Raw genomic sequence first — 6488 nt, forward strand, 5'->3', positions numbered from 1 at the left:
AAGGAGATCTTCCTTGTCGGCTTCTTCCTCCAGATCGGCCTGACCGGCCTGCCGGACTGGGGCGCGATGATGTTCGCGCTGGTGGCGGGCGTCGCGCTCGCGCTCAAGGGGGTGCTGTTCTTCGCGCTCATGATCGCGTTCAAGCTTACCCCGCGCAGCGCCTTCCTGACCGCGCTCAGCCTGACCGCCTATTCCGAGTTCGGGCTGATCGTGGCGGCGGGCGTGCTGCCCGAATATCTGGTGCCGCTGGCCATCGCGGTGTCGATCTCCTTCGTGATCGCGGCCCCGCTCAACCGTTTCGCGCATCCGCTCTACGAGCGGTTCGAGCATCGGCTGCGCATCTTTCAGCAAAACACCATCCACCCCGACGAACAGCCCCAGAAGATGGGCGATGCCGATGTGCTGATCTTCGGCATGGGCCGCACCGGCAGCGCCGCCTACCGCGTCATGGCCGACCAGGGGTTCCGGCCGCTGGGTCTCGATTCCGACACCTACAAGGCCAAGGCCCACCAGGAGGCCGGGCGCAACGTGTTCTTCGCCGATGCCGAGGACAGCCATTTCTGGCACAGTTGCGACCTGGGACAGATCCGGGCCGCCATCCTCGCGATGGACGATCTCGAGGCCAAGCTGACCGCCGCCCGCTCGCTGCGCGCGCGCGGCTTTACCGGGCCGATCGTGTCGCACGCCCTGCATGAATCCCACGAGGAACAGATCCGCGATGCCGGCGCGGATTATACCCATTTGACCATGAACCAGGCCGGGATCAGTCTTGCCGAACAGACCCTGAACGCGTTGAACAGGGGCTGAGGGCACAAGGACCCGTGCCGCCCGTGCCCGGGATGACCGGCAGCGCCTTCGCGCAAGCCGGGCATCACATAATGTCTGTTATCGGTCCTTCTGTTCCGGGCCGGAAGGAGCAAGGGCGGGATGGACACGCGGTCCCGGCACGGGTGCGGATCCGGCGCGTGGCGGGGCAGAACCTCCCCCCGGGCGCGCGGCGGAAACTCATGCGGCATAATAGTCGCGATACCACGCGATGAACCGCGCGACGCCCTCGCGAAAGCCGGTTTCGGGCCGGTAGCCGGTCAGCCGCTGCAGAAGGCTTGCATCTGCCCAGGTCGCCGGGACATCGCCGGTCTGCATGCCCATGTAGTTGCGGATCGCCCTTGCGCCTAGCTCCTGCTCGATCGCCTCGATGAAATCCAGCAGGCGCACGCTTGTCGAATTGCCGATATTGACCACGCGGAACGGCGCCACGGGGCTGAGGCTGTCGCCCTCGACCGCCGTTTCGGGCCCGCCGGGCACCGCGTCGATCAACAGCCGGATCGCGCGGACAAGGTCGCTGACATAGGTAAAGTCGCGCCACATCTCGCCATTGTTGTAGATGTCGATGGGCGTGCCCTCGGCGATGCCCTTCGCGAACCTGATTGGCGCCATGTCGGGCCGCCCCCATGGCCCGTAGACGGTGAAGAAGCGGAACATCGTGGTGGGGATGCCGTGGATATGCGCCCAGGAATGGCCCATCGCCTCGGTCGCCTTCTTGGTGGCGGCATAGATCGTCAGCGGGGTGTCGGCCTTCTGGCTCTCGGCAAAGGGCATCTCGGTGTTGGCGCCATAGACCGACGAGGTCGAGGCCATCAGCAGATGGGCGACCCCGGTCCGCCTTGCGGCTTCCATCAGGTTGAAGGTGCCGACGATATTGGCGTCGATATAGGCCCGCGGGTTTTCGAGGCTGTAGCGCACGCCCGCCTGCGCGGCCAGATGCACGATGACATCCGGCGCGGCGCTCTCCACCGCGGCTGCCAGCGCCGCCTCGTCCTCCAGCATCGCCTCGGTCGCCCGGAACCCCGCGTGCTGGCAAAGGATGGCATGGCGCCGTTCCTTGAGCCGGAGGTCGTAATAGGAGGTCATGCCGTCATAGCCCGCGACCTGCCATCCCTCTTGCAACAGCAGTTCCGCAAGGTGAAACCCGATGAACCCCGCCGTGCCGGTGATGAAGGCGCGTCTGGTCACGATGCGACTCGTTCGGAACCGGCCCCGAGCGGGGCGCCGGGCCTGATGGATGTCGTGCTCGCCATGGATCTTCCCTTCGCCGCAGGATCAGCGCGACCCTGCCCCAGTGACGCCGCCGAGGCAATTCCGTTTCCGGTGGACGGGCTGCGGCCGGATGCCGAGGACGCCGGGACACGCCCCGAAGAACGCCCGGCGCGGCAAGCCCGCCATCGTCGCATTGTCGGCCAGAGCCCGGCATTCCGCCCCTTTGCCGGTTTCGTGGACAGGCAGACCGCAGCGGTCATCGCCTCGATTGACAGAAACCCGATTCTGGTGAAACGTCCGGCCCTGTCATGCGACAACGGCCCGCATGACGGAAACCGGGCAATTGATGGGCAATGCGCTGCTGCCCGCGCGGTTGAGGGTGGCGGTTTCCGCGAGTTCCATGATTTCGGCGGGCACGGCAACCACGGCGGGCAACGGGCCCTGTTGCGTATGAGCGCCGCTGCACATCAGCAGCGCCACCCCCGCAACAAGGCGGACCTGTCTTCCCGGCATGCCCCTCCCCCATGAGCCCGACAGTTCAAACACTGTGGTGAGATTGTGGAAGATCCCCCACGCGATTCGTCACCCTTTTCGAGTCTGTGGACAGATGTCTTGCGATGACAACGCGTCCATCCGGGCGCTTCGGGGAATTCGGTCCTGGCCCGAGCATTCCTTGGCGCGTCAGGGAGATTTTCGACGGCCGGCAACGCGCGGGGGCTGACGCGCCCCGGTCGGCCCGCCAGCGGGCACCGCGTCACACGTGGAGGGCCCGGATGGCCGTTTTCAGATCGACCCCGCCGATGATCCGGCCCGACCTGTCCGAAACGGCCACGCGTTGTTGCGGTGCGTCGGACAGGTGCACAAGCGCGTCTTCAAGCAGGGTGTCATGCGGCAGGACCGGCCCGCCGGGGGCCGTGCCTTCGACCAGCGACCCAAGCCGGATGACCCGCCCGCGATTGATGTCCTTGACGAAATCGCGGATGTAATCGTCGGCGGGCCGCAGCACGATCTGTTGCGCGCTGCCCTGCTGCACGACCGCGCCATCGCGCAGGATCGCGATATTGTCGCCAAGCCGCAGCGCCTCGTCCAGATCATGCGTGATGAAGATGATGGTCTTGTGCAGTTCCTGCTGCAATTCCAGCAAGATGCCCTGCATCTCGGTGCGGATAAGCGGATCGAGCGCCGAAAAGGCCTCGTCCATCAACAGGATGTCGGCATCGGTGGCCAGCGCACGCGCCAGCCCCACGCGCTGCTGCATGCCGCCCGAAAGCTGGGCGGGATAGTGGTTCTCGTAGCCGTCAAGACCCACCCGCGCGATCCAGTGACGCGCGGCCCTGGTGCTTTCCGTTTCGGATTTCCCCTGCACCTGCAACCCGTAGGCCACGTTCTGAAGCACCTTGCGATGCGGCAGCAATCCGAATTTCTGGAACACCATCGACATCCTGAACCGCCGCAGGTCCCGCAACCGGCTTTCGGACATGCGCAGCACATCCTCGCCGTCGATCAGGATTTCCCCGGCTGTCGGGTCGATCAGCCGGTTGATATGGCGGATCAGGGTCGATTTTCCCGACCCCGACAGGCCCATGACGACCTGCAACCCGTGCGGCTGGACATCCAGGCTGACATCGTTGATCCCCAGAACGTGGTCATGCCGCGCAAGCAGGTCCTCCTTCGACACGCCGTCGCGGACCAGCTGCAGCACCTTGTCCGGGGCCCGACCGAAAATCTTGTACAGGTTCCGGATCGAGATCTTGGCGTCACTCATTGGCCATGCCCCTTGCGATGGGCCTGAAGCCGCTGGCCATAGCGTTGCGACACCCGGTCGAAGATGATCGCCAGCGCCACGATGGCCAGCCCGTTCATCACGCCAAGCGCCAGGTACTGGTTGGAAATCGCGCGCAGGACCGGAACGCCCAGCCCCTGCACCCCGATCATCGAGGCGATCACCACCATCGCCAGCGCCATCATGATCGTCTGGTTGATGCCCGCAAAGATGTTGGGCAGCGCCAGCGGCACCTGCACGCCCCACAGCTTCTGCCAGCCCGAGGCGCCAAAGGCCGTCGATGCCTCGAGCACGTCGCGGTCCACCAGCCGGATGCCGAGATTCGTCAGCCGCACGATGGGCGGCAGGGCGTAGATGCACACCGCGATCAGCCCCGGCACGCGCCCGATGCCCAGAAGCATCACGACCGGGATGAGATAGACGAAGGAGGGGATGGTCTGCATCACGTCCAGAACCGGCGTGATCGTCGATTGCGCGCGGTTGGAGCGCGCCATCAGGATGCCCAGCGGAATGCCGATCGCGATGCACAGGATCGTCGCGACCGAGATGATGGCCAGCGTCGACATCGTGTCCTGCCACATGCCGAAATAGCCGATCAGGAAGAACGCCGCCACGCTGCCAAGCGTCATCACCCAGCTGCGCGACCCGGCCCAGACCAGAATGCCGATGACCCCGAGGATGACGGGCCAGGGCGTGTTCACCAGAAGCTTGTCGAACCAGACCAGGAACATCAGCAAGGGATGGAAGAAGGCTTCGATGGCTTCGCCCCATTCGCGCGAGAAATCGCGGAAGCCGGCATCTATGCCGCGGCGCAGGGCGGCCAGATCGGCGCGGCCCATGGACGGAAAGGTTGTCAGGAAATCCACGACGCGCACTCCTTGCGGAAAGCAGACGGGGACGGGGCGCGGCAGGGCGCCCCGTCCGTCAGATCAGGCGCCCGGCGTCAAAGCCCGGCGCGGATGCGGTTTGCGACATCCTCGGGCACCCAGGCGGTCCAGATGTCTTCGTGGCTGGCAAGGAATTCGAACGCGGCTTCCTCGCCGGTGGCCTGGTTCTCGTTCATGTAGACGAGCATCGCGTTCATCACGTCGCCCGGAAAGACGCGCGCCGCAAAGTAGTCTCTCGCAACGCCCGCCGTTTCCAGGAAGCGCGTGGTCACCACGGTTTCGACTTCCGATACGGTCCATGAGGTGGGCTGCGGATCGAGGCAGTCCTGTTCGGACAGCGCGATACAACCGTCCCAGTTTTCGGAGCCGGCCCATTCGGTCTCGAAGGGCAGCGCGACCATGCCGTAGCGCCCGATCATCGCCGTGGGCGACCAGTAATAGCCGAACCACGGCTCGCCCCGTTCGACGGCCCGGGCCATCGACCCGTCCAGCCCGGCAGCAGAGCCCGGATCGACCAGGATCCATCCCTTTTCCTCCATGCCGAAGGCACGGAACAGGTTCGCATTGACCAGCTGGCAGCCCCAGCCGGCCGGACAGCCGACAAAGGCACCGCGCGAGGGGTCCTCGGGATGGGGGAACAGGTCGGGGCGGGCCAGGACCTTTTCCACCGTATCAAGCTCGGGATGCGCTTCGGCGAAGGCGGGCGTAATCCACCAGCCTTCGCCCAGGCCCGTGATCGGGCCATCGTTCAGCGCGTGCAGCGTGCCCTCGGCCTTTGCCGCCTCCAGCGCGATGCGCACGGAATTGATCCACAATTCGGGCGCCACATCGGGTTGGCCGCGCGTTTCCATCGACGCGAAGGTGGTTTCGGTCGCGCCCGGCACGAGCGAGACGTCGCAGCCATATCCCAGTTCCAGGATCAGCGCGTCCACATTGGCCATGAACTCGGCCGACGCCCAGTTCATTTCCGCGATCGACACGCTTGCGCATTCATCCGCGGCGGCCACGGAGCCAAAGGCGATTGCACCGGCAATCGATGCGATTGCCCCGAAGGTTCTGTTCTGCACGAGGTTCCCCCTGATCTTTCCATCGTTCGTTTGGCGACAGACCGCGCCCGCACGTCGAGATTGCGAGGACGCTGCTGCCAGCGAAGCAATGGGCGGCCGCATCACTCCATGCGCCGAAAGGCGCAGGCGACTGCCCATCCGGTCGCCACAGTAGAGGGCAGCCCGCCCCGGATTGCAAGCCGGAGGCCCGCCGCAGCGCCCGCGGCCGCCCCGGCCCCCCCGGGCCGGTCTACTTGCCGATCCGGGACAGCATGTCGGCCTTGAGAAACCGCTCGACCGCCAGCATGAAGACCACCGAGGGCACCACAAGCACCAGCGCGGTGATCGAGGCGATCCGGTAATTCCCGCCCGCCGCCGCGGTGAACAGCGTCAGCGGCACCAGCGCGTGCACCGTATGCACGATCGCCACCCCCGCGATCGTGCCGTTCAACCCGATCTGGTAGAACACGCGCGCGATGTTGACATGGACGGTCAGGTTCGGGAACGCCTGCGGGATCAGGAACGAGATCAGGATCAGCGCCCGGGCGGACAAGGGCAGGCGGGCCAGCGCCTCCCACGCGCCGCCGCGGGGCGAGAACACCCGCCCCCGACAGCCGAACCCCCAGTCGGTCGGCAGCGCGTGGGGATAGAACCACTTTTCGGCGAAGACCCAGAGAAGCAGGTTGGAAATCGGCCCGAAGATCAGGAAGGCCAGCCCCCCCAGCCCCAGCGCGC

Annotated in this window: 6 protein-coding genes and 1 pseudogene; 2 read left to right on the forward strand and 5 right to left on the reverse strand. The window is 65.8% G+C overall.

The features are described 5' to 3' along the window. The coding region (locus ENN83_RS01440; RefSeq protein WP_287183250.1) for an NAD-binding protein at positions 1–807 on the forward strand (807 nt) is incomplete at its 5' end. Between the two features lie 198 nt (positions 808–1005). Here the strand turns inward: ENN83_RS01440 and ENN83_RS01445 are convergent. Then, positions 1006–2013 carry an NAD-dependent epimerase/dehydratase family protein gene (locus ENN83_RS01445; protein ID WP_414707602.1) on the reverse strand — a complete coding sequence of 336 codons (1008 nt, stop codon included), beginning with the start codon at positions 2011–2013 and terminating at the stop codon, positions 1006–1008. A gap of 45 nt (positions 2014–2058) precedes the next feature. Between ENN83_RS01445 and ENN83_RS01450 the strand changes: the two genes are divergently transcribed. Then, positions 2059–2565, forward strand: coding sequence for a hypothetical protein (locus tag ENN83_RS01450; RefSeq protein WP_287183252.1), 507 nt, complete (start codon positions 2059–2061; stop codon positions 2563–2565). A gap of 226 nt (positions 2566–2791) precedes the next feature. Here the strand turns inward: ENN83_RS01450 and ENN83_RS01455 are convergent, their stop codons facing one another. The 4 genes and pseudogenes from ENN83_RS01455 to ENN83_RS01470 form a co-directional block, all read right to left on the reverse strand. Beyond that, complete coding sequence (locus ENN83_RS01455) at positions 2792–3802, reverse strand: quaternary amine ABC transporter ATP-binding protein (RefSeq protein ID WP_287183254.1); 1011 nt, start codon at positions 3800–3802, stop codon at positions 2792–2794. After that, on the reverse strand, positions 3799–4686 hold the full coding sequence (locus ENN83_RS01460) for an ABC transporter permease (RefSeq protein ID WP_414707603.1): 888 nt from the start codon (positions 4684–4686) through the stop codon (positions 3799–3801). The genes ENN83_RS01455 and ENN83_RS01460 overlap by 4 nt, the downstream gene beginning before the upstream one ends. 77 nt (positions 4687–4763) lie before the next feature. Beyond that, positions 4764–5774 (reverse strand): glycine betaine ABC transporter substrate-binding protein, encoded by a 1011-nt coding sequence (locus tag ENN83_RS01465; protein WP_414707604.1) that lies wholly within the window; start codon positions 5772–5774, stop codon positions 4764–4766. A gap of 229 nt (positions 5775–6003) precedes the next feature. After that, a pseudogene (locus ENN83_RS01470) lies at positions 6004–6488 on the reverse strand (hypothetical protein); the annotation flags it as partial.

This window comes from Rhodovulum sp. (genome assembly GCF_011048875.1).
Classification (GTDB): domain Bacteria; phylum Pseudomonadota; class Alphaproteobacteria; order Rhodobacterales; family Rhodobacteraceae; genus Rhodovulum; species Rhodovulum tesquicola.

Bases quoted from the DNA above. Each gene is read 5' to 3' on its own strand.
- ENN83_RS01455 (WP_287183254.1), bottom strand. From the start codon at position 3,802: ATGAGTGACGCCAAGATCTCGATCCGGAACCTGTACAAGATTTTCGGT.
- ENN83_RS01450 (WP_287183252.1), top strand. From the start codon at position 2,059: ATGGATGTCGTGCTCGCCATGGATCTTCCCTTCGCCGCAGGATCAGCG.